The 20,022-nt window shown below is 58.3% G+C and carries 15 protein-coding genes and 5 pseudogenes; 17 read left to right on the forward strand and 3 right to left on the reverse strand.

The window, feature by feature from the left end:
* The first annotated feature begins 1 nt into the window (after position 1).
* The 15 genes and pseudogenes from nifN to NKI69_RS06410 all read left to right on the forward strand — a co-directional run bounded on the left by nifN (position 2) and on the right by NKI69_RS06410 (position 15,473).
* Entirely contained in the window at positions 2 to 1,384 is a 1,383-nt protein-coding gene (nifN, locus tag NKI69_RS06340) for a nitrogenase iron-molybdenum cofactor biosynthesis protein NifN (RefSeq protein ID WP_352720502.1), read from the forward strand.
* On the forward strand, positions 1,350 to 1,802 hold the full coding sequence (gene nifX / locus NKI69_RS06345; protein ID WP_352720504.1) for a nitrogen fixation protein NifX: 453 nt from the start codon (positions 1,350 to 1,352) through the stop codon (positions 1,800 to 1,802). Before nifN ends, nifX begins: the two co-directional genes overlap by 35 nt.
* A 62-nt stretch (positions 1,803 to 1,864) precedes the next feature.
* Positions 1,865 to 2,344, forward strand: coding sequence for a NifX-associated nitrogen fixation protein (locus NKI69_RS06350; protein WP_352607311.1), 480 nt, complete (start codon positions 1,865 to 1,867; stop codon positions 2,342 to 2,344).
* A gap of 27 nt (positions 2,345 to 2,371) precedes the next feature.
* Positions 2,372 to 3,157: a response regulator transcription factor gene (locus NKI69_RS06355; protein ID WP_352545596.1), complete on the forward strand. Its 786-nt coding sequence runs from the start codon at positions 2,372 to 2,374 to the stop codon at positions 3,155 to 3,157.
* 378 nt (positions 3,158 to 3,535) lie between these two features.
* The gene (locus NKI69_RS06360) at positions 3,536 to 4,138 is read left to right on the forward strand and encodes a universal stress protein (protein ID WP_352720506.1); all 603 of its coding nucleotides are present in this window, start codon (positions 3,536 to 3,538) and stop codon (positions 4,136 to 4,138) included.
* Between the two features lie 1,323 nt (positions 4,139 to 5,461).
* Positions 5,462 to 6,628 (forward strand): TlpA disulfide reductase family protein, encoded by a 1,167-nt coding sequence (locus tag NKI69_RS06365; RefSeq protein ID WP_502900156.1) that lies wholly within the window; start codon positions 5,462 to 5,464, stop codon positions 6,626 to 6,628.
* A gap of 332 nt (positions 6,629 to 6,960) precedes the next feature.
* Positions 6,961 to 7,429 (forward strand): annotated as a pseudogene (locus NKI69_RS06370) (DUF269 domain-containing protein).
* A gap of 25 nt (positions 7,430 to 7,454) precedes the next feature.
* The gene (locus tag NKI69_RS06375) at positions 7,455 to 7,655 is read left to right on the forward strand and encodes a CCE_0567 family metalloprotein (RefSeq protein WP_352720510.1); all 201 of its coding nucleotides are present in this window, start codon (positions 7,455 to 7,457) and stop codon (positions 7,653 to 7,655) included.
* Positions 7,652 to 7,966: a ferredoxin III, nif-specific gene (gene fdxB, locus NKI69_RS06380; RefSeq protein ID WP_352720512.1), complete on the forward strand. Its 315-nt coding sequence runs from the start codon at positions 7,652 to 7,654 to the stop codon at positions 7,964 to 7,966. The genes NKI69_RS06375 and fdxB overlap by 4 nt, the downstream gene beginning before the upstream one ends.
* Positions 7,967 to 8,007: 41 nt before the next feature.
* Positions 8,008 to 8,316 carry an exopolysaccharide production repressor protein gene (locus tag NKI69_RS06385; protein WP_352720736.1) on the forward strand — a complete coding sequence of 103 codons (309 nt, stop codon included), beginning with the start codon at positions 8,008 to 8,010 and terminating at the stop codon, positions 8,314 to 8,316.
* A 339-nt stretch (positions 8,317 to 8,655) separates the two neighbouring features.
* Positions 8,656 to 9,583 (forward strand): annotated as a pseudogene (locus tag NKI69_RS06390) (1-aminocyclopropane-1-carboxylate deaminase).
* Between the two features lie 340 nt (positions 9,584 to 9,923).
* Entirely contained in the window at positions 9,924 to 10,769 is an 846-nt protein-coding gene (locus NKI69_RS06395) for a radical SAM/SPASM domain-containing protein (RefSeq protein ID WP_352720514.1), read from the forward strand.
* Positions 10,770 to 11,686: 917 nt separating this feature from the next.
* Positions 11,687 to 12,946, forward strand: a complete 1,260-nt coding sequence (ectB, locus tag NKI69_RS06400; RefSeq protein ID WP_352720516.1) for a diaminobutyrate--2-oxoglutarate transaminase — start codon at positions 11,687 to 11,689, stop codon at positions 12,944 to 12,946.
* On the forward strand, positions 12,936 to 13,778 hold the full coding sequence (locus tag NKI69_RS06405) for a 2OG-Fe(II)-dependent halogenase WelO5 family protein (RefSeq protein WP_352720518.1): 843 nt from the start codon (positions 12,936 to 12,938) through the stop codon (positions 13,776 to 13,778). The genes ectB and NKI69_RS06405 overlap by 11 nt, the downstream gene beginning before the upstream one ends.
* Before the next feature lie 960 nt (positions 13,779 to 14,738).
* Entirely contained in the window at positions 14,739 to 15,473 is a 735-nt protein-coding gene (locus tag NKI69_RS06410) for a helix-turn-helix transcriptional regulator (protein ID WP_352720520.1), read from the forward strand.
* Positions 15,474 to 15,546: 73 nt separating this feature from the next.
* Here the strand turns inward: NKI69_RS06410 and NKI69_RS06415 are convergent.
* Positions 15,547 to 15,975: pseudogene (locus tag NKI69_RS06415) on the reverse strand (IS21 family transposase); the annotation flags it as partial.
* A pseudogene (locus tag NKI69_RS06420) lies at positions 15,970 to 16,707 on the reverse strand (IS5 family transposase); the annotation flags it as partial. The pseudogenes NKI69_RS06420 and NKI69_RS06415, both read right to left, overlap by 6 nt.
* A 537-nt stretch (positions 16,708 to 17,244) precedes the next feature.
* On the opposite strand from NKI69_RS06420, the gene NKI69_RS06425 reads away from it, so the two are divergent.
* Entirely contained in the window at positions 17,245 to 18,087 is an 843-nt protein-coding gene (locus NKI69_RS06425; protein WP_352720522.1) for a hypothetical protein, read from the forward strand.
* 505 nt (positions 18,088 to 18,592) lie between these two features.
* Entirely contained in the window at positions 18,593 to 19,321 is a 729-nt protein-coding gene (locus tag NKI69_RS06430; RefSeq protein ID WP_352720524.1) for a glutamine amidotransferase-related protein, read from the forward strand.
* 234 nt (positions 19,322 to 19,555) lie between these two features.
* Here NKI69_RS06430 and NKI69_RS06435 read toward each other — a convergent pair.
* A pseudogene (locus tag NKI69_RS06435) lies at positions 19,556 to 19,949 on the reverse strand (transposase); the annotation flags it as partial.
* Positions 19,950 to 20,022 lie beyond the last annotated feature (73 nt).

A 20,022-nucleotide genomic window follows, 5' to 3' on the forward strand; every position in this document is an offset into this window, starting at 1 on the left:
GATGGTCCGCATCCTTCCCCAGACCAAAGCGGCGGCGGTCAATCCGCTGAAGTCATCGCAGCCCTTGGGTGCCGCCTTGGCCTTTCTTGGCGTCGACGGCGCGATGCCGTTGTTCCACGGCAGCCAGGGCTGCACCAGTTTCACGCTCGTGCTCTTCGTGCGGCATTTCAAGGAAGCCATCCCCTTGCAGACAACCGCGATGGACGAGGTGGCGACGATCCTGGGCGGGGCGGACCATCTGGAACAGGCGATCCTCAACCTCAAGGCCCGCACAAGGCCAACACTGATCGGGGTTTGCACGACGGCGCTGGTGGAAACCCGGGGCGACGACTGCGCAGGGGATGTCGCCAATATCAGGCTGAAGCGCATGGAAGAGCTCGCGGGTACGGAGGTGGTGCTAGCCAACACACCGGATTTCGACGGCGCGATCGAAGAGGGCTGGGCCAAGGCTGTCACCGCGATGATCGAAAGGATTACGCGGCCCGGCGAGCAGGCGCGGCAGTCCAACAAGATCGTGATCCTGCCTGGCTGGAACCTCACTGTGGCTGATATCGAGCATTTGCGTGAGATGATTGAAAGCTTTGGACTCAAACCGGTAATTCTGCCGGACATCTCCGGCTCGCTCGACGGTACGGTGCCCGACCGCTGGGTCACGACCACCTATGGCGGCACCAGTGTCGAGGATATCCGTGAGCTTGGCACGGCCGAGCAATGCATCGTCATCGGTGAGCATATGCGCCGCCCGGCCGAGCTGCTGCAGAGGTTGACCGGCGTGCCTTACGTGCTGTTCCGGTCGCTGACTGGACTGAAGGACGCCGACCGGTTCGTCTCGCTGCTGTCCGCAGTTTCGGGCGCGGCAGCGCCGGCTGGGGTGCGCCGTCGCCGGGCGCAGTTGCAGGACGCGTTGCTCGACGGACATTTCCATTTTGGAGGCAAGAAAATTGCGATCGCTGCTGAACCAGACCAACTCTACCAACTCGCGAGCTTCTTCATCGCCATGGGCTCCGAAATCGCGGCGGCGGTCACAACGGCCGCTATGTCGAAAATTCTGGAGGAAGTGCCGGCGCAGTCGGTTCAAATCGGGGATCTCAGCGATTTGGAAGCGCTTGGCGCCGGCGCTGATCTTTTCGTTACTCATTCCCACGGCCGCCAGGCGGCGCAGCGCCTCGGCATTCCGCTCATGCGGGTCGGCTTCCCGATCTTCGACCGGCTCGGGGCCCAGCACAAGCTCACAATCCTGTACCAAGGGACCCGCGACCTGATCTTCGAGGTTGCCAACATTTTCGAAGCCAACGGGCACGCGCCGACGCCTGAGGCACTTGATCCACTCCGTAAGCGAGAAATGCCAGATGAGCTCCGTCCGTCGCCTCTCGCTCGTCACTGACGAGGTTCACGCACCGACGCCGGAACGCCAAGCCGGCGCATTGCGCGTGGCAATGGCCACGCAGGACATGAAGAACATCAACGCCCATTTCGGCTCGGCCAGGCGCTTTGCTGTCTACGACGTGATGCGCGAGGAGTGGAAGCTCGTCGAAGCCGTGGCCTTCGATGACGTTTCCGGCGAGAGCGGGAAGCACCGAACTGAGGGCGATGACCGCATCACCCCGAAGGTGGAGGCGCTGAAGGGCTGTCATCTCCTGTTTTGTCTGGCGATCGGCGGACCTTCGGCAGCCAAACTTGTTTCCGCAAAGATCCATCCGATCAAAGTCCCGCAGCCCCAGACCATCCAAGAGGTGCTGTTGCGCACGCAGATGATGCTCAGGACGTGTCCTCCCCCTTGGCTGCGCAAGGTGCTGGCGTAGGCAGGTGTCGCTGAACAGAAACCCTCCTTCGAGGACGAGGGCTGAATTGAGGAGTAGCCGAAATGTTTGAAGCCGCTGTTAGCCCTGCCGCCACCGAGGACGAGGCGGCCCTTGCCACCCCGTTCGTCAAATGCCTCGTGCGGTTGATCCGTGCCAATGATTCCCACGGGTCATGGGAAGGCAAATCGGACCCCGAGCTGCTGGGCGACTTCATCATCACCAGGCAACAGCGCCGTGCAATTCCAATCATCGGCGATCCCGATCCGGACGTGCTGTGGAGGCTCGATAAGTTCTACACCGCCGTCGGGCTTGCGATTGAGGAGCGCACGGGCCTGATGGCATCGCCGATGATGGAGATGAGCCATGAGGGCTTCGGGCGCGTGCTCTTCACAGCCGGGCGGTTGGTCGTTCTGTCAAAGACCCTGCGCGACGTCCACCGGTTCGGTTTCGAGACGTTCTGGAAGCTCGCCGCGGCCGGTACCAAACTGGCCGGCGATGCCACCGCAGCCATTGAGGCTCATCCCGAGGTGGCGCGGGCGTGATGCAACCGACTTTCGATCGAGGGGATCATGTCAGGTCTTGAGGACATGCGGTGGCCAGCCCTCTCAATTGAGGCGGTCCAGGCCGATATGGTTCTTGGGGTAGCGCTGATGAAGCCAGGGGTACTGATCTGTTCGCAAGATGCGGAGTTGTATCTGTACTACAGCCACATTCTGGGGGTGGATGGCTTCAGGATTGAACTGGCCAGAAGCGTGGAGGAAGCGCTGGCATTAGCCAGTGAACGGGAGCCGCAGGCCGTGGTGCTGGACTGCCAGCCGGCAAGCTCGACAGGGTCTACCATCTGTGCCCAGCTCAAGGCGGAGTTCCGGAACAGAGGCCTGCTGGTTATTGCGCTGATCGCGCCCGGCGCCGAAAACCAGCAGCTCGATCTCTTGAAGGCAGGTATTGACGAGAGCTTTGTGCGGCCCTTCACGCCGGCGATGCTGCTCGACTATCTACGCACGAAGCTGGCGCTACCGAAGCCGGGTTCAAACGGGATCGAAAATGGCAGCTGGCTCTGCTGCGGCAGCCTTGAGATGAAGCTCGATGCCCACCGAGTTCGCGGCAATGGCCACGACATCCACCTCGGACCTCTCGAATTCAACCTGCTGCGGCAATTTCTTGAGGCTCCCGGCAAGGTCTTCAGCCGAGACGAGCTGATCGACGCGGCCTGGCCGGACAATATCCATGTCGGTGAACGCACTGTCGACGTCCATATCAGCCGGATCAGAAAGGCGCTGAAGGCTGCCTCGCCAGGTAGCGTCATTCGTACTGTCAGGTCTGCCGGCTACTCGCTCGAGAAGCTGGACGACTGAATCGCGAACGGATGGTGTGCCACTCTCCGTCTTCGTTGGAAGGCAAGTCTTGCGGCTCGAAACGCGCTACGGGCCGACATCTCAGGGGGAAGCAGTCAGATGGCCTTCAAGAAAATACTCAGTGTGACGGGAGCTGACCATTCCGATCAGGACGTCGCAATAGCTGCTCGCTTGTGCGCCGAGGTCGGCGCGTATCTTTCCGTACTGATTATATCGCCTCCGCCGCTCCTGATGTCGCCTCCGCTTATTGGGTCCCCTCCGCCGTTGGGCGGTGGCATCCCCGAGTGGTCTAGACATCGCGCACACCACATTGCCGCACAGGAACAATTTTCACACGAGATGGCCAACCTGGAAAAGACATGCAGGGAAATTCACAAAGTGCTGAGAGCCACGTGGCGCTGCTATGATGTCGACACCGAACACTGCGACAAGGCTGGCGTCGGTGACGCGGTGCGACAGCGGGCGCTCTGCACCGACCTGACAATCGTCGGCCCCGCACTTCTCAACGAGACTAGTCTCGGACCCCTTGTTATCAACGGCAGCTTGTTCGACACGGGAAAGCCGGTGCTTGTCGTACCGGAGGGCGCTGAGGCGACTCTGTCTCCACGGCGCGTGCTGGTCGGCTGGGATTCGCGAGTCGAGGCGTCCCGTTCGATTCGAGAAGCGCTGCATCTGCTAGCCGGTGCTGAGGAAGTTCGTGTCGCAGTCGTCGATCCGGAGGCGACCTGCACCGGAAACGGCGCCGAGCCGGGAGCCGACATCGCTGCCTATCTCACTCGGCACGGTGCTCGGCTTTGGGTCGACCGGCTGGCGAGCCGCGGCAAACCGGTGGCCAAGGTGCTAGCGCAGCACGCAATCGACACGTCTGCCGACGTGATCGTCATGGGCGCTTATGGCAGCCGCTGGTTGCGCGAGCGGCTCTCCGGTAGCGTGATAAGATGGATAGTTGGCACGCCTTTGCCGCTGTTTTTGGCCCGCTGACGGGTTCTGAAGTAGCACCGATGCTGTTCAAAGCTCTACTCCGCTGGCCACCTACCCTGATACCAAGTCGGAGGAGGTCGCCGCAAACGAGCAGGTTTCGCGAAGCTCATGAGCAACTTGCAAGCGCCGTCGCGAAGAACATTCCCCGGACGCCTCTAACGCGCTCGGTGTCTGCTCGCCGAGACAACCCGTAACGCGCAGACAAACGGCCGGGCAGAAGCCCAGGCATCCTCAATGCGCTCAAAACACCAATACTCGAGCCGGCGTCAGGTCGAGAAAGAGAGTCGTTTCAGCGCGGCAGGCCGCGTTCGGACATACCCGCGTCGTATTGGCGTTATCACGATTTCCTTCACCACTGGCCGGGAAATGCACGGCAACGACCGTGCAGCGGCCAAGGCACCGACCTTCGAGTCCGACGGTCGGGCTCTTGCCGGCCCTCGGCGCGAACGGTGGCATCAATCACGTAGCATCGCCTGGGATGGTAGCCGTCAGCGGCGAGGGCGGCCGCATCTTCGGCGTTTTCAGTCTGCCTTGGCCCATCGCGTGGCGACCTAGCGGCCTTCAGGCCGGCCAATTCCGACAACGCTCACATTCGCACCAGGTGGTCCCTGTAGGGCCTGCACACAGGGACACAGAACAACAAAAGTAGGATCCGGGAGAGTTCACCGGCCCGGCACAGGCCGGCACTCATCCTGGCCCTCTTCCCCACGGTCATCATCGGCGATGACGGTACTCGCGACCCGCAGCCGGACATGACCGGCGCCGTCGTGAAGAACTCCTGCGTCGCCACCAGGAATTCAAGCGCAAAGCGGAAGAGGTAGGGCAGAGGCGATGCTCGGATGGAGCGGCGCCTGCAATCGCAATGGCGTTGCGCTACCACCTGAGCGACCGAAACGACAAGAAGCTCAAGCAAGGCTTGAGGCGGACGATGATGACGAGGCTGGCGGTAGCCAAGCGGTCCTGCATCTGCTCGTCCCTATATGTCGAGACGTCGGTGGCCACGCTTCTGCGCCGACGGGAAGCGGGTGATGCGTGTCCAAGACCCGACAGTGGCGGAAAATATGTCGCGTCCAATACAACCGGCGATCTTGGGCGCCACAGAAATTTTTCAAAGCATGATCAAGCGTTTACAGCACGCTGAGCGCGTTGGCACGGCCTTTGCGAATTGAGATTCAGCAACACTGAGTGAAGGCTGACTGCACGCAGATGCGCAAGACGAACAATGCTCTCCCTTCGTTGAACCCTCGTGCCCCATCTCAAAAGGGGAACAAGCTTGCGCATAAGGTCACGCAACCTTTGGCAACAGCTTTGGAGGGCAAGGTGATGTTGCGGATGGGGTCACCGGCTCCTTCGATCCAAGTGGAGGACTGGCTGCGTGGCGAGCCCCTTGCGGACTTCCAGCCCGGCAAAGTCTATATCGTCGAATTTTGGGCAACTTGGTGCGAACTATCTGCGGCGGAGATGCTCGAGCTGATGCAGCTACAGGAGAAATACAAGGACAGCGGACTTGAGGTCGTCGGGATCGCGGCTGATGAAGACGCTCCAACGGCCGTCGAGGCCCGGACCAAGTTGGACGCGTGGTTGGCCGAAAAGTGCCCGGATCTGAATCATCGGATTGGGTTCGACTTCACAGGCGAAATGAAGAAGCTTTGGAGGGAACCCAGCTTTTCTGTCGGGATTCCGACCGCGTTCGTGGTCGACCGAGACGGCCACATCGCCTTTATCGGTCATCCGAGCCAACTCGATGAGGTTTTGCCGAAAGTGTTCAACGGCAGCTGGCCCACCAGCAACAAAGCGAAAGCCGCCGATCAGCAGCGGATTGCCACAAGCGAACCCCTGGCGCGCGGACAAGCGCTGAAGAAGCCGATCGATGACAGGTTCTGGGCGGCGGTGAAGCTGGAAGATTGGAAGACGGCGCTCTGGGCGATCGAAGAGGGCATCGCCTTGATGCCGGACGACCTCAATTTCCGCCTAGCCCATGCACATGTGTTGCTTCACAAAATACAAGACATGTGGACCGGCTTGCCCGTGATGCGCCAGTTGGTTCGCGACGCGATCGACAAAAATTCCGAGGATTGGATGGTTTCGGCGCTAGACCAACTTTTCCATCCGGCCAATGACCATTCGCGCCTTCCCCCTGCTGAGCGCTTCGCGATGGGCAAGGAGCTGTCCGAACACATCCTGGCGCTGAATCCCCCGCAAGGCGACAGTCCTAAGTTCCGATCCTATCCCGCGGTCGCCCGGTACTATCACGAGAACGGCAACAATGATCGCGCGATCGAGTTGGTCAAACTGGCACTGACGTCGCTGGACCGTCCGGAGCCTGTCCCGGCCGAATTGAAAGAGCAGCATCTGCCGGATTTGCTGCAGGCCCTCGCCAAGTACAGGGGTGCGAAGGCTTGTTGCGGCGGTCTCTTTGCCGCTGCGCAAAACAGTTTCCCGAAGGTGCCAAAGCGCGGTCGGCCGAGGAAGAAAGATAAAAAAGGGTAATTGGTCGAAGTGGCTTACTGGCCAATACGTCCATTTCCCTGGGACCGCAGCAAGGAGGGTCCATGCAGCACTTGGTCGATCGTTTGCAGCAGGATCGAGGCTCAAATCTTCATGACCTGTGGCCGCATTGCGGCGGAAGTGATGTTCGACGCGAGTTCGCGTGGAAGATCTCGCAGTCGAGCAGGTGTTCAAAGTCAGCCACGAGGACATCAATTGCGTGGAATGGGCCGCCCCGAGCCGCGCGTCGGCTGCGCAAGGGTGCCCGAAGTAGGGGTCCCAGAAAACGGACATCGTGCTTCGAGGAAGAGGACTGAAATAAGGAGAAGGGCGAAATGTCTGATGCCGCGGTCAGCCCGGCTGTCAACGCGGACGAGGCGGCCCTTGCCACCCCGTTCGTCAAATGCCTGGTGCGGCTGATCCGTGCTCAGGAGTCCTACTGCTTATGGGAAGGCAAATCGGACGCCACGCTGCTGGCCGACTTCATCGTCACCAGGAAAGCGCCAAGCGATCCGTGGCATGGGCTACCCCGATCCGGACATACTGTGGAGGCTCGATATGTTTTCCACCGCAGTCGGGCTTGCGATTGCGGAGCGTTTCCGTCCGGTGACATCGCCAATCGTGGAGATGAAAACCCTAAGGACTTCGGGCCAGTGCTTTTCACGGTCGGGCAGTTCGTCTTTCTGTCCAGACGTCCATTGGTTCGACTTCGGGACGTTCCGGCAACTCGGGGAGGCCGGTACGAAACTGGTCGACGATGCGACCTCAGCCATTGAAGCCTATCGCGACGTGGCACGGGCGTGAAGACACCGATTTCAAGGAAGGATCTATGTCAAAGCTGGATGAGATGGGAACGAAAGTCCGAAAGCTTCAGCTGCGCGCGGCAGTTGCCAAAATGCAATTGCGACCTTGCAGAGGATCTCCCGGGAAATGGACTGAGATAGAGGAAGTTGCTCAGGAAACGTCGGCGGTTTTTGCCGAGTTGGATGGTGCCAAGAGAGCGCTCGCTGCAATGAAGAAGTTACGATGACGAACACATTTATCACCCGCGACGGCTCCGGATGGGTGCCGGAATATCTCACTGCTATAGACGTCACGACCTGCATCGGCTGCGGCCGCTGTTTCAAAGTCTGCTCTCGCGAGGTCATGCATCTTTACGGCGTCGATGACGCGGGTGAAATCCTCGGCGCCTGCGACGAGGATGACGATTTCGATGGCGAGCTCAATCGCATGATCATGGTCGTCGATCATGCCGGCCGCTGCATTGGCTGCGGAGCCTGCGCCCGCGTCTGCCCGAAGAACTGCCAGACCCATGTTGCGGCCGACCAGGTCGCAGCATGATCTGAGGAGACAAAACCAGGAGAACGGCGTTGCCCTTTAGAATGTTTTGCCGCGTCCTGGGGCTGGTGCTGTGCAGCACCGCACTGACCGTCTACTTCGCTTCTCATTCCATCGGCACAGTAGTGGTCACGACGCTGGCTTGTTCGCTGCTCCTTCAGCTGGCGTATTTCGGTAGCGTGCTCTTTCTGATCTGGCGGTCGGGTTTCGCTCGCGAAGCTGGGCAAAGGGCTGAGCATTTCGGCAGTTGCGAGGACGTTGGATGCCAATCGCCAGACCATTATGAGGTGACGAGTGACTCGGCAGATTCGCTCCAAAATCACATGCTAGCTATATCGCTGCTGCTCCCTTGAGGCGCGGCCGTGACAAGATCAGAGCTCGGATTCCCGCCACTTTCGATGAACCACGAACCTTGGGCGGATCGTTGAAGAATAGGTGTGATTGACATGGGCAGAGGTGACCGCATTCCGGGACGTCTAATGGCGCGAGATGCAGCTATTTGGGTTCCGTAGGCATGAGAGCCGTCGCAGCACGCCGGGATGCGGGCTGCTTCGTCGCCGTGCGAGGCGCTGGAAATGATGATGAGGCTCTTCTCCAACATCTCATAGCGCAGCTGTCGTCAAATCAAACCGCCTCTTGGACTGGCTGGGTGCATAGCTCAATTCAACTCGATCACGTGTTGCTGGAAAAACATGCTGCAAAATTTCGAACGCTATCCGCTCACCTTTGGACCCACGCCCATCGAGAAACTCGACCGCCTCGGCAAGCATCTGGGGGGAAAGGTGGAAATCTACGCCAAACGCGAGGACTGCAACTCCGGTCTCGCGTTCGGCGGAAACAAGCTGCGCAAGCTCGAATACATCATCCCCGACGCGATCGCGTCAAATGCCGATACGCTTGTCTCCATCGGCGGCGTGCAGTCCAATCACACGCGGATGGTCGCCGCGGTCGCCGCCAAGATCGGCATGAAATGTCTCCTGGTTCAGGAGAGCTGGGTACCACATGAGGATGCCGTCTACGACCGGATCGGTAACATTCTCTTGAGCCGCATAATGGGAGCAGAGGTGCACTTGGTCGACGAGGGCTTTGACATCGGCATCCGCCGCAGTTGGGAACAGGCGCTCGATGAAGTCAAATTAAGGGGCGGCAGGCCCTACGCAATACCGGCCGGGGCCTCAGTTCACAAATATGGCGGCCTCGGTTATGTGGGGTTCGCGGAGGAAGTGCGCGCCCAGGAAAAACAGCTTGGGTTTGCCTTCGACTATATCGTCGTTTGCACGGTCACGGGGTCAACACATGCCGGCATGCTCGTCGGATTTGCCAAGGACGGTCGACAGCGCAATGTGGTCGGTATCGATGCCTCCGCCACCCCCGCCCAAACAAAGGCGCAGGTGCTAAGTATTGCCCAACATACAGCGACGCTCGTCGCGCTCGAAACGGAACTCGTCGAGGATGACGTGGTGTTGCTCGAGGAGTACGCGTACCCGTATTATGGCATTGCAAGCGATGATCGACCTCGTCCAGAAAGGCTTCTTTCCAGAGGGATCGAGGGTGCTCTACGCGCATCTCGGCGGCGGGCCGGCCATCAACGGGTACGGCTACACCTTCCGCAACGGCTGACGCTCGACAGATTGCGATTTCGCCGTTCTGCCCGCCGGCGAAGCGCCCAAAGTAGGTGCGAGGGCCGCCCAGCAAACCGATGGAGCCGGGGGTTGATTGCCGCCCAACGCGAAGCTGAGTTCATTTGGAAAATTTTGGCCTATTGATATTTGCCGAGGAAATCGAAATCCGCGGAGAGTATTACTATCGAGATATTAAAAGCCTTGTTGATATACCGGTATCACAAGTGGCATATTTCAATATAAGAGCTAGAATGCGAATATGCTCAGCTGAACTAAATATGTAATGTGTTACTTGAATATCCGTGATTATCAGCCAAAGAAAAGTGGAGGCATATCCGATGATCTTCCAGGAACTTGGCTCTGCCATCCCGAACGGCCGGGTTTTAGAAATAACGACGACCACCGGCTGCATCGTCGGATGTTCTTATTGTCCGCAGGACAAATTCGCCCATCAGCAAAGAGCGGTTTCTCATGTGAAGCATCTTCGTCTTGAAGATTTCAAGCGATGCCTGGCGCGCGTACCAACTTCCGTCGACGTTAGTTTCGCCGGGTACTCCGAGCCTTGGCTCAATCCTGATTGCACCGAAATGGTCGAGCACGCTTACGCCAGAGGCCATGGCATCCGGATTTTCACGACGCTTGTAGGAATGAAGCGGCTTGATTTACACCGCTTGCAAGCGCTGCGCGCAACGGTATTCGTGGTCCATGTTCTTGATGATGGCGCATACATGAATAGCCGTCTTGTCGGAGACAAGTATCTCGCTTTGATGCGTCAAGTGGTCGACACAGACATCGCCTCGATTCGGTTTATAGTCCTGGGCGAGGTCCATCCGGATATCGCCGGGATAATCCCCGCCGAAGCGCTAGTTCGCGCGCGGCCTCTGAGCAGCAGGGGTGGAAGCGTCGATCCGAAGGTCGTCGAACCACGGCAGCCAGTCGTCGGCGCGCTGACATGCGTTGACGGACGGCAGTATCGGAATGTTCTTCTCCCAAACGGTGACGTTACGCTCTGCTGCATGGATTTTGAACGGCGCCACGTATTGGGCAATCTTCTGCGCGACGAATACGCAGATCTTTTTGACGGGCCAGTTTTTAGCCAAATCGTCGACCGCATGAATGGGACGGATGGCTTTCTGCTTTGTAGGACGTGCGAATATGCCCATCCAAAGGCGTCCGCATGCTGACTGGAGGTCGGCAAACCGCCTGAAAGCGCGTGAGCGAATGTCGATCCTCTTGAGACTGCATAAAGGCGGGCCTCGTGTGGACCCGGTCGACGAGTCTAGGCGCCTATTCTTACGCAGCTTCGACAGATCCTGTGGTCGCATCTCCCCGCACACAGTTGTCTGGCAAACTTTTGTTGGCCTAACAGGGGAGAACCGGCTTAGTCTGGTCCCACATACAGACTGTAATGTCCTCCGCCGTCGGCTTCGAGACCTTGATCCTCATTCAGTCATAATTGGTCGAGACGCTTCAGAAGCGGTCCGAAAGCGGCCCCGACATCAAGAACGCCGATTATCGCCCGCTACGCCGCTCGCTCGCTACAGCGCTGTTGAGGGCGCGCTCGCGCCCGGCTTCGCTACTGCCGAGCTACACTACGAGCCGGGGCACGATGTGGCTCGTGTTGCTGCCGAAGCGGCCTGCAACACGTTAGCATGCTGCTGCATGGCAGAAGCGCCTGTCACACATGAGCCGGTGCTAGCGCTGAGCTTGATAGGATTGGCACGGTGTTTCGCCGGGTACAAGCAGGTGCGTCAACTACCAAATGCCGTAGTATCGACGCCTCCCCGAAAACTCTAGAACGGAGCTCGACCAACGCATAGACGAGAGATATCGCCGTGCAGAGCAACGTGACTACGGTAGAGGAGGATTCGAAGTGCGTCAGTGCAGCAGTTGAGCTGCCGCGCGAGTCCGGTCTCCCTTTTGTCACGGACGTTTTTGAGGAGCGTGTCGGCATTGCTAACATGTGCATGGGAAGTGACGACCGTGCAAAGTTCCGCCCGGACCGTTCCGATCTTCAAGTGAAGCTGAAAACATCCGCAACAAACCAAACGCATTTAATCACTGCTCGTTGAAGCGGCGCGACACGCAGAGGGACCCTGAAATGAACACTGAAATTTTTACGGCTCATGAGTCCAACGTTCGTCGCTACGGGCGGTCGTTTCCTACAGTCTTTACGAAGGCCCTTGGGGCGACAATCTGGGACGAGGCCGGTAACCCTTATATCGATTTCCTTGTAGGGTCCGGCGCACTCAACTACGGACACAACCATCCAGACATTATTGCGCCAGCTATCGAATATATGGTTGGCGAGAACATTCTCCTATCCCTAGACATGTATACAGCGGCAAAGCGTGACTTCATTGAAGCGTTTGTGGATTCGATCCTGAAGCCCAGGGGGCTTTCTTACAAGATACAATTTCCTGGGCCGACCGGCACGAATGCTAACGAAGCAGCGCTGGCACTGGCGCGAAAATATACCGGCCGCTCAAGCGTCATGGCCTTCACGAATGCGTTCCATGGTATGTCGCTCGGCTCTCTGGCAGTGTCGGGTTCGGCGTCAACCAGGAAACTGGGCGGCGTCGCGCGCCACGATGTGATCCGTGTCCCCTATGACGGCTACCCTACCCAAGCTTTCGATTCCGCGAATTACATTGACTCCGTATTGGGCGACCCAGGGAGCGGCATAGAAAAGCCAGCCGCAATCATTCTGGAGACCATCCAGGCAGAAGGCGGCATGAACACTGCATCTGCACCTTGGCTGGCAGAAATTCAGCGGATTTGCCGCAAGCACGACGTTGTTTTGATCGTTGACGACATTCAGGCAGGTGCGGGACGAACGGGCGATTTCTTCTCATTTGAATTCGCGAAAATCGAACCCGATATCGTATGCCTTTCGAAATCCCTAAGCGGTTCAGGTAGTCCGTTCTCCATTGTTCTGATTCGCCCGGAGGTGGACATTTGGAATCCCGGAGAACATAGCGGGACTTTCAGAGGCAACAATCTCGCTTTCGTGACAGCAGGAGCCATGTGCAAAATGTGGTCCGATTGCCAGTTTACTGCAGGCATCGAGCGGGCTGCGGTCAAGCTGCAAACGCACCTTGACCACCTCGTTGCGAAATTTCCCACGTGCATCGAACAAAAGCGCGGCCGTGGTCTGATGGCCGGTCTCAAATGCCGTTCACAGGCCGTTGTCGGCCGTGTGCACGACGTCGCATTCGAAAATGGCCTGCTGATCGAATCTTCAGGACCAAATCGCGACGTCATCAAAGTCCTCCCACCGATAACCATCACCGATGACGAACTCGATAAGGGCATCGCCATCCTTGATCACGCACTAAAGGAGCAAGCCAATGAAGGCTAATCAAGTATCCCAAGCCCCGGCCACCTCGCCAGTTGCGATCAGAGAACGAACCGGCTTGATCAGCACTGCGGACATCATCTCAGTCCTGAAAGGTGAGATCACTGCTCTGCACATCAGGCAAGCTTTCAGCACCGAAATAGCCGAGGAGATCACCGCGAACTTCAGTGGCAGTCCCGGTCTCAAGGAGCGTAAGGATGGCGTCCCCGGACAATATGTCGGCGCATCCCACTACCGGAAGGATGCAGCCACCTATTTCGCAGAGGCGGAGACTGCGCGACCGTACGTCGACGCCCTTTTTGAGAATCTGGTTGATCCGGTCCGAGCATTGTTCGACGCGTTGAAGCGCGAGCTTCGCAAACAGGGCATTGAATTGCGGCTGGCCCGTTCGGAGCACGGTCAGGCTAATGTTTGTCGCGCTCTCAGTTGGTCTGGCAGCGGCACATTCTCCTTGGACCCCCACGACGACGTCGCTCAAGTATTATGTGCTGGAAACGATTACGAGCTTTCTGCGGTGGCGCACAACACCGTCGCAGCACTCAACTTCTATCCCAGCATGCCCGAGGAAGGTGGCAATCTGCGGCTCTGGAGCCACAAGCCGACGGTCACCGACCGAAAGTCGCAAGGTGTGGAGACTACGGGCTATCCCTATTCGGCAGCCTATCTCGAAGGCGTTCCTTGTCGCGACTTCCAGCTCAGGGCGGGGGATATCGGCCTGATCGATGGCGGTTTCGTTCACGGGGTCACCGGTCAATCGGGCAACGGAAAGCGTCGCCTGGTGCTGAACAGCTTTTTCGGGTTTGCGCGGCCGGATCTTGTTCTCTGGTGGACCTGAAGTTGGACCTTGTGATCGGATTTGGTGGACGACCTGCCCTGGCACTCCGCCGGGGCGTTGGTGCAAGCTCGGCCTAGCCAGAAAGCTGCCTTCGATGTTGCGCGACCATCAAGCGTAAACGCGGGAGTCAGGCAGCTTTCCGAGGCCGGAGTCCGTCAAGGCGGGGATCTGCTGGACATCGGTCCTGTAGACCCAGAAGTAGCCGTCCCCGGTTCCATGTCGATATAGGCCCTCCAGCAACTCGATCTCCTCACTGAGCAGTTCGGCGGCGAACTTGGATGGTGCCGGGCCAGAGTGATCGCAGCCACGGTCAGCCGCCGGTCAGCCGCCTGCATCTCTGGTTCTTGCTGCCAGCGTGCCTCCATTTTGCGATGGAGGCTTGCAAATCTGTCGACCTCCCCGCGCAACTCGGCAACGTTCCCGCTGGTTGAATACGATCCTTAGCCTCAGCCGAAGCGCCTTGCACTGCTGCCTTTAGTGCGATGGAAGCTCCGGCCGAAGCAGAGAACATCTTCGGAAAAGCCCCGTGAGTATTCTGCAAGATCTGTCTTGCCCGGCTTTCCATGCGCGAGAAGTCGAGAATGAAGCTCCTGCCAGGGATTGCGCGGAAATGCGGTAAGTATCGACAGGAAAAGTATAGAACGACATTAATGAACTAAATTATTCGCTATATTAAAATTCTGCAAAATTAACGAAACGTACTCTTCGTGCAAAGATAACTTATGCAATTTAGTAATGTGGTAGGTTTTTGGCGATTCCCGCCTACCGAGGACCGGGTGCAGCCTCAGCCGTCACGGCCGGAATCCTTGTGCGTCAGTGAAAGCATCCGGCGAAATGGCTGCGGAGCAGAGAACGATGAAACCACCGCCGATCGCTGCCCCCCGATTTCGAGGGCAGGCAACCAGAGTGTCCGACCGATATTCTTGGGCCCCGTCGCTGCATTTCCCGAAGGCGGCTAGAGTGGCGTTTGCCGTCGAGCTCGGCCGGTTTCTCGAACAGAGTGATACCGTTGCTCAATTCGAGAAGTTGTTCGATCTGTTGTCTGGTTTTGCACGTAATTTCGGTTGCCCGTGGATCGCCTATGGCTCCCCGCCCGACCAAAGACGCTTCAGGCCCATCCGACAACATCCGGCCGTCATCCTGACCTATCCTCATCAATGGCAGGAGCGCTGTCTCGAAATGGGTTATGACAGAATAGACCCGATCGTGAAAACGAGTCGAAAGCGGGCAGGCGCCTTCCGATGGAGCGAGGTGTATAAAAACGCAAGCACGACTGAAGACGAGCGTCGCGTTTTCGATGAGGCTGCGAGCTTCGGCTTAATGTCAGGCATTAGCGTTCCCTTGCACGGCCCGGATGGCAGCTTCGCGGTCATGAGTTTTGCTCGACCTTGCGACCGCGAATTTCCAGATAAAGCAATCGGCTGGTTGCAACTTGCCGCGTTACATTTTCATCTGAGGGTGGCGAAGTTCTCCAGTTCGAATGGGGTCGGGGAAGTTCCTGACCTTTCTCCGAGAGAAAAAGAGTGCATTTTATGGACGGCGAAAGGAAAATCGTCGTGGGAAATAGGAATAATTTTGGGAATCTCCGTAGACACTGTCAACTTCCATATAAAAAATGTCATGCGAAAAATGGACGCCGCTAGCAGAACGGTCGCTGCGATAACAGCCGTAAACTTCGGCATCATCGAATTATGAAAAGGGATGAAAGATGCCATCTTAAGCTAAATAGTCTTACTTATAGGCCGTTTGGAAAATCTGACGTCATCAGCGCGCCCCCGCCATAGTCGACCTGAGCCTCCTCGCCGGGAAGGAACTCAACGATCAAGCTGCTCGGGATCGGTGTGTCGTAACGTGCGGACAAATCGCTTGACGCTCTGGTAGCTGGACGGGAAGCCCAATTGATCGATCAAGTCCTGATAAATCGCCTGCGCATTTCGCTTCAGGCGGACTGTTCTTCGATCCACGTCCGATGCGGTTCGCAGGCCGAGCGGGCCACGCTGCTGGTGACCGTCGCTCCCGACACTCCAAAAGCCGGTGGTCGGGTGGAGGAATTTGGTCCTCCGCGCTTGCCGAGCTGTGGCCACTTCCCCGGGGGAATTTGCCCCCACCCCTGCGCTCGGTAACGCCGTATCGTCTTGCGATCGACACCCGTCAATCTTTGAATCTCGCGCTGGCTGGTGTTGCGACCAAGTACGGTCGCGGCGATGCAGACTGCGGCGAGGAAATTAGTTTCGAGGCGATCGTATCTCGTTGCTATCCGGCGGAAATCCTTGAGGCGGCAGAACATGCGCTCAATTGCGTTCCGGTCGCGGTAGAGGAAGGGTGAGAAGCAGTTTTTCCAGATGCGATTGGCTTTAGGCGGGATGTTTGCGAAGGCTCCCCGTTCACTGATCTGGCGGCGGATGGCATTGCTATCGTAGCCGTTGTCGGCATTGACGAGACTGGTTTCTGGCATCTGTCCGAGAAGCACCTCGCCCGCGTTGCAGTCCGCGACCTGGCCGCCCGTGAGCATAAAGGCGACGGGCCGCCACAGGCCGTCGGTCAGGGCGTGGATCTTGGTGGTGCGTCCGCCGCGTGATCGGCCATGGCCTGATTGTCCCCCCTTTATCCCCGGCCGCGCAACGATGCGCTCGCGCGTCCGAGGAATCGATGAGAAGCTGGGCCGGCGGTCCATCAGCACCGGCAAGTGCATGGAAGATATCGCTCCATACGCCCTTGGCCGCCCAGCGCTGGAAGCGGTTATAGAGTGTCTTTCTCGGGCCATACGCTGCTGGCGCATCGACCCAACGACCGCCGCTCTTGATGACATGGATGATGCCGCTGATGACGCGGCGGTCGTCCACCCGTGGCTTGCCGCGCGTGTAGTGGGCAGGTGCGGCTTCAGTCTCGCAAATTGCGCATCCGCCAGCCAGAAATAGGCGCGATTCATCAATGAACTCCATCTCGAGACCGTGAATCACGACAGCCGCATCAATGGAAGCCCTTCATGGGGCCGGGCCTAGCCTTAGCCTAGTACGGTGCTTTGCAGATATGCGTTCAAGACGTTCAACTCCCGTTCCCCTCCCTGTAGGAAAGGGGCGAAAATTGACGTCCTGCCTTACCGGCTACCGCTGTTCGGTAGCGCTGCCGGTGATCAACAGTTGGGGGAGTTTCAAGTGACCATACCCGGGGGATTTTGACCCACGGGGACGAACACATGTCCATTCTGGGATAGCGACGTGCATCGAGATTGCCAGAGTGTCGAGTACGCGACACCGTGATGTCGACTTAGCCTCCCATTGCACTAAGCAGACTTAGCGTCCCGTTGCACTAAGCAATTGAGTTGATGTGCAGAAAAATCGCTTTTAGGCCTCTGCCCAGCCTGGCACGACTTTTGAAACGTCTCTCGTGAGGCGGGAGGAGCTGGCGAGCGATACTAATATGTCGTGGTGAGATTGCGATCACTGAAGCGAAGAAGGAAAGCAGCATGTCAGGTCAGGCATCAAGTGCAGAGCGCAGCAGAATTCAAGGGGCGAAGTACGATTTCACGGCGACCTACAATCGCAGATGGCCGCACGCCTATTTACGGGCGTGTTTGCTCCTGGACTATATGCTTCCAGATCGGGCCAAGCCGATTTTCGAATGGATCTTCGCCGATTATCGACGCGTTCGAAAAAAGACGAAGTTGAAGATAATCGATGTAGGTTGCTCCTATGGTGTCAACGCTGCCTTGCTGCGAACCGATCTCGACCTCGACGATCTGTATGCTGCCTATCTGGATCCCAGCGGATCGCTGTCGCGCCGACAGGACATTGAGCATCGCGCCTTTTTTCGCAAACAGGGCCTCCGCGACGACATCCAGTTCGTCGGCGTGGATCCATCGTTCCGGGCTGTTCGCTATGCGCTGGATCTGGGTCTGTTGGAGGCTGGCGTCACGGCCGATGTGGAAACTCGTGACTTGATGGTAGAGGAACGTAGCGCACTCGCGGATGCGGATATCCTCATCAGCACAGGCTGTGTGGGTTACGCAACCGAGGCAACCTTTGCACGCGTGTATGAGGCGTCGGCGTCGTCACGCCCGTGGGTCGTCGCCTTCGCAATGCACCCCTTCAGGTACGACGACATCGCGGCGGCCTTTCGGGCTTTCTCGTTGGAAACACGGCTCGTAGAACGGTTCAGACAGCGCCAGCGCCGCTTCTCCACATCGACGGAGCGGCAGGCGATCCTGAAGGCTATGGCCAAACTCGGCATGGAGGATCATCTAGAGCGCACGACTGGCTACATCTATGCGTCCTGCTACATCTCCGCACCGCCGGGCGAAACGCTCTGAGCCGTTGGTCGCCGCAGCGCGGCGGTCAGGACGAGATTCCGACTCGAATCCAGGTGAGCGTCGACAGGGGCGGTGTAACACAGTCACCATCTCGATCCGCCGCTTATCCAATCTGCGATCTCGCGCCAGAAGGGGAACCTGAGGGCCTCGCGCAGTGTCATTGCCGTTGCGCAGCTTCGTCGAGCAGGGCTGTCGAGTTGGTCGCGACTCGCAGTCAATATCAGCCGGTCGTTTCGAACCTCGCAGAAGGTCTAAATCTGCCTCCTATTGCGGGGATCTGAAGGATCGTCGGCGCAAGCCAAGTGGCTCATGACCAGATCGAAAAAATGCGTGCGACCTGGATCAGACGTTTCAGGCCACCGAGCTCCTCGACGCGGAAGCCAAGTCGATTGATCCCAGTGTCGACATGCAGGGCGGCTCCGCCAGTCCAGGCTTCACGTTGGCAGAACTCGATCCAAAAACCGAACCTGAAGCTGGATTCTTAGCGTTGGAACGGGAGACTATAGTGGCTCGTGTTGTATTGGTTCGGCATGAAGATGGTCCGGAGGACGACCGGGTCGTTGAATTCTTCCGGGCGCACGGCGTCCTCCCCCAAACGATCAGACCCTTCTTGGGTGAGCGGTTAGACGATGTGGATGCATCGGTCGTCGGCAGCGTGATCTTTGGCGGGAAATTTAACGTCTTCGACGATCACGAGTACCCGTTTCTCAGGGACGAAAAAGAATGGGCCGAGCAATGCCTGAAGCAGAACGTCCCCCTGCTTGGGATCTGCCTTGGCGCCCAAGTCATGGCTACCGTCCTCGGCGCGAAGGTTGGACCTCTTCCTGGCGATCCGGGCGAGTTCGGCTACTATGAAATCGTCGCAACCGAGGTCGGGAAAGCCTATCTCCCGGAACGGCTGCACGTCGCGGAGGCGCACTATCACCAATTCGAGATTCCGGCCGGCGCCGACCTCCTGGCCAAAAGCGAGCTATTTGAGCACCAAGCATTCCGTTACGGCGAGAAGGCCTTTGGATTCCAATTCCATCCCGAGGCAAGTCCCTCCGTATTTCGCCGATGGCAGCAAGACCCGGGAAAATACGTTAGACCAGGCGCCCAGGACCGTGCCAAGCAGGACAGGCTGATGAACATCCATGACGCCGCGCAACATGCTTGGTTCATGGAGTTCCAGGGGCGCTTTTTCGAGCCGGCAGTGGAAGCTGCATTCACCAAACGCCGGTCGTCAGCGGGTTGAAAAAACGGTGGCCTGTAAGCCAACTGAACGGCCGTTCTCAGCTCCGGGGGCTGGCTTGGCGGCCCGTTACCCATCTAGACGTTATGACCGTGGCAAGGGGCAGCCGGCGCTTAGTCTTTGCAGGCTTAAAGCAAACGGGGTTTCATTGAGCTTCACAAGCTCTTGATCGAAGCCGTTTCCGGCGAGGCTCTCCGTCGAGGACAAAGCTATGATAGCTTCGCATAGAACGGAAAGAAGCTTTTGACGCTTGTTGCGCAGATCCTCGCTCGCAGAGGTCCGAACGTACAAGATCGCGCACCGCCTCATGCACCGCGTCCGGAACCCATATTCCCTTCAATTCGCCGGCCGCAGCAGCCGCGCCAGGCTGACCGCGTGACGTCGGTTGGTCTTAATGGGCTCGCCCGAGGGCTTCGGGATCAGGCCGCAATGACATCGCAGCGGTGGCCGAGCTCAACGATCTGCCGATAGAGCCCGTAGCCGGTCGGCCCGGCTTCGGGGCAGAAATGCAGGCGACCGTGCTTTTTCTCCAGCGCACGTAGCGTTCCACCGCCGCCGGGGTCGCCTCGATCTCGCCGACATAGCGGACCTCCCCGTTCCGTCCGCCTTCGGCAATCGCCATGGCATGTCTTTCGACGCATCGACACCGACGTAAAAGACATTATCCTGCTTTGCTCGGGAGTGCCGCGCCTACTCCAAGCAAA

The sequence above is a fragment of the Mesorhizobium sp. M0491 genome (assembly GCF_040321265.1).
Lineage (GTDB): Bacteria > Pseudomonadota > Alphaproteobacteria > Rhizobiales > Rhizobiaceae > Mesorhizobium.

What these genes read in the sequence shown, in the direction of transcription:
- NKI69_RS06395 (WP_352720514.1), top strand. Translation starts at nt 9,924, where the DNA reads ATGATCTTCCAGGAACTTGGCTCTGCCATCCCGAACGGCCGGGTTTTA.
- NKI69_RS06425 (WP_352720522.1), top strand. Translation starts at nt 17,245, where the DNA reads ATGTCAGGTCAGGCATCAAGTGCAGAGCGCAGCAGAATTCAAGGGGCG.
- nifX (WP_352720504.1), top strand. Translation starts at nt 1,350, where the DNA reads ATGAGCTCCGTCCGTCGCCTCTCGCTCGTCACTGACGAGGTTCACGCA.
- NKI69_RS06405 (WP_352720518.1), top strand. Translation starts at nt 12,936, where the DNA reads ATGAAGGCTAATCAAGTATCCCAAGCCCCGGCCACCTCGCCAGTTGCG.
- NKI69_RS06355 (WP_352545596.1), top strand. Translation starts at nt 2,372, where the DNA reads ATGTCAGGTCTTGAGGACATGCGGTGGCCAGCCCTCTCAATTGAGGCG.
- NKI69_RS06385 (WP_352720736.1), top strand. Translation starts at nt 8,008, where the DNA reads ATGTTTTGCCGCGTCCTGGGGCTGGTGCTGTGCAGCACCGCACTGACC.
- NKI69_RS06350 (WP_352607311.1), top strand. Translation starts at nt 1,865, where the DNA reads ATGTTTGAAGCCGCTGTTAGCCCTGCCGCCACCGAGGACGAGGCGGCC.
- fdxB (WP_352720512.1), top strand. Translation starts at nt 7,652, where the DNA reads ATGACGAACACATTTATCACCCGCGACGGCTCCGGATGGGTGCCGGAA.
- NKI69_RS06365 (WP_502900156.1), top strand. Translation starts at nt 5,462, where the DNA reads ATGTTGCGGATGGGGTCACCGGCTCCTTCGATCCAAGTGGAGGACTGG.
- nifN (WP_352720502.1), top strand. Translation starts at nt 2, where the DNA reads ATGGTCCGCATCCTTCCCCAGACCAAAGCGGCGGCGGTCAATCCGCTG.
- NKI69_RS06375 (WP_352720510.1), top strand. Translation starts at nt 7,455, where the DNA reads ATGTCAAAGCTGGATGAGATGGGAACGAAAGTCCGAAAGCTTCAGCTG.
- ectB (WP_352720516.1), top strand. Translation starts at nt 11,687, where the DNA reads ATGAACACTGAAATTTTTACGGCTCATGAGTCCAACGTTCGTCGCTAC.